This window comes from Alicyclobacillus tolerans (genome assembly GCF_900142255.1).
Lineage (GTDB): Bacteria > Bacillota > Bacilli > Alicyclobacillales > Alicyclobacillaceae > Alicyclobacillus_I > Alicyclobacillus_I tolerans.
Genome location: NZ_FRAF01000057.1, coordinates 1 through 2,218 on the forward strand (window position 1 = coordinate 1; position 2,218 = coordinate 2,218).

Consider the following 2,218-nt stretch of genomic DNA (forward strand, 5'->3'; position numbering starts at 1 on the left):
CCGGTGGGGCCGGAGATCAGTAAATTGTGTCGTTCTGTCAGCCACTGGCCTGTGAGCAATTGTTGGATGAGTGAGCGGTCTAAGCCCCTGGGTACTTGGTAGTCAATCTCTTCCGGCGCCGCCTGAACCCTGAGATGAGCGGCTTGGAGCAGCCGAGATAACTGGCGGTTCTGACGGAGCGTCCATTCATGGTCGACAAGGAGTCCAAGGCGGTCGTCAAAGGTCAGTTCTGCGGCGTGAGCATCCTTGAGTTGGCGAGAGTAGGCGTCTGCCATGCCGTTGAGTCGAAGTTGGCGAAGTGTGTTAATCGTTTGGTTACTGAGCATTGATAGATTCCCCCTAAGAGATTTTAATGGGGTTGACCGGTGTCCGTTGCACCCGAACACCGGCACCCGGTCATACTTGAACTAGTTTGGCTTCCCGGTTGAGAAACTGGAGCTATAGTACGCAGCCCCACGAACGTTTTCATGAATCGGCGTGGGTTTATCGGTGTCGAGGTCTAACGTCACCTGATCAATGCCGGCTTCGAGAATGGATTTCACGCTACGATACGTACACGCATTGATGGAAACCGCATGTGCACAAGCTGACTCGATTCGTTCTCTGCTAAATTTTTTTGCGAGAGCCTGTAGCCCTAGGCAGGAACGGTAGGCCTGTTGAGGATGCGCTTTTCGATGCAAAATCTGCTCTGTTACGGTGGCGGTGTACGGTCCGAAAGTTCTGCCCCAGTTGATAAACTTTTCTGGTGTCCATTCCATGTGCGCCAGATGGGACTTTGGCATATGGGCTGGTTCAGTGATGTGCCTGTATTTGCTATGTGTTTCTCGAACGTGACTCGTAACTCGTTTTCCACGTAAAAACACCTCAACAATCTTTTCGCTGATGCGTACATCTACGTACTCTCGCACCAGTGAATAGGGCACACTGTAGTAGTTCTTGTCGACCTCGATATGATAGTCTGGAGCCACACGGGCCTGAACCCAACGAGCAAACTCGTAGGGGATGGCCGGTAGCGCTCGGAGGGCCGGCTTATCCACGGCGGCAAACAGGGATGCGCGCGTGCCCTCCAGCTTTTGAAACGGCTTATTGTTGAGCGTTTCCAAGGCGTCATGAATGGCAGTATTCAACTCCCCAAGACTAAAGAACCTTCGATTTCTCAGGGCTGCGAGAATCCACTGCTCAACGGTCTTGACGCCCACCTCGACCTTCGGCTTGTCTTTCGGTCGGTAGGGCCGTGCTGGCATGACGGCACAACCATAATGTCGCACCATTTCAGCGTAGGTTCGGTTTGTAGAGGGCTCATAGCGGTCTGACTTCTTAACTGCTGATTTCAGATTGTCCGGAACGATGAGTTGGGGTACGCCACCAAAGTACTGAAAGGCATTCACATGTCCACCAATGAAATCTCCGAGGCTCTGCGACCATTGTCCTTCCGCGTACGTGTAATTACTGGCTCCAAGCACAGCAACGAAGATCTCCGCTTCACGGACCTCCCCAGTGTCTGGGTCGATGATTGATACCGTTTGTCCTGCGTAATCCACAAACATCTTTTCACCACCGCGGTGCTGCTGATGCATGGATATATCTAGCTTCTTTTTCCATTGGCGATAATGTTCGCAGAATTGGCTGTACTGGTATCCATCCTGATGCTCCTGCTTGTACTCGATCCACAACAACTGTAAGGTGACGCCTTTCCTACGTAGTTCCTGGTGCACGTAGTTCCAGTCTGGCTCTTCAATTTTTCGCGGTCGACCCGTGACAGCGGGGTACAACGTGGATTCCAGTTTGGACTCGTCCTCCAACTCGGAAGGTAACGGCCAACCAACACCAGCTGTCTCAGCACGAGTTAGAACATTGGTGACGGTACTACGTGAGATATCTAGACTGGCGGCGATAGCTCGACGACTCATTCCTCCTTCATGGTACAGACGTAAGATTTCCTTGAGCTTTGGCATGGGCAACCTCCATTCAGCCAAGACAGTGCCTCCTTTCGCGGATACAACAAAATCCGACAAAAGGGGTAAGTTCCCTGCTTGACTTGGTAGCCCACACAGACGATTTGGAGGAGCGAAGTGGGAAGGCCTTGAACGAGGATATTATCTGTCCAAGACTTTTCGGAATTGGTGTCCAAGAGTTATTGGAATAGAGGGCCGAGAGTTTTCGGAATTAACGTCCAAGACTTAACGGAATCCCTGTCCAAGAGATTCCGGAATATGCA

General features: G+C 51.7%; 2 protein-coding genes. Both read right to left on the bottom strand.

Going from position 1 to position 2,218, the window contains the following annotated elements; genetic code table 11:
- Nucleotides 1-326, bottom strand: a 326-nt coding sequence (locus BUA75_RS15295; protein WP_165612059.1) for an ATP-binding protein, incomplete at its 3' end; no start/stop codon positions are given.
- 81 nt (nucleotides 327-407) lie between these two features.
- Nucleotides 408-1,955 (bottom strand): IS21 family transposase, encoded by a 1,548-nt coding sequence (istA, locus tag BUA75_RS15300; protein ID WP_072875495.1) that lies wholly within the window; start codon nucleotides 1,953-1,955, stop codon nucleotides 408-410.
- Nucleotides 1,956-2,218: the final 263 nt, after the last annotated feature.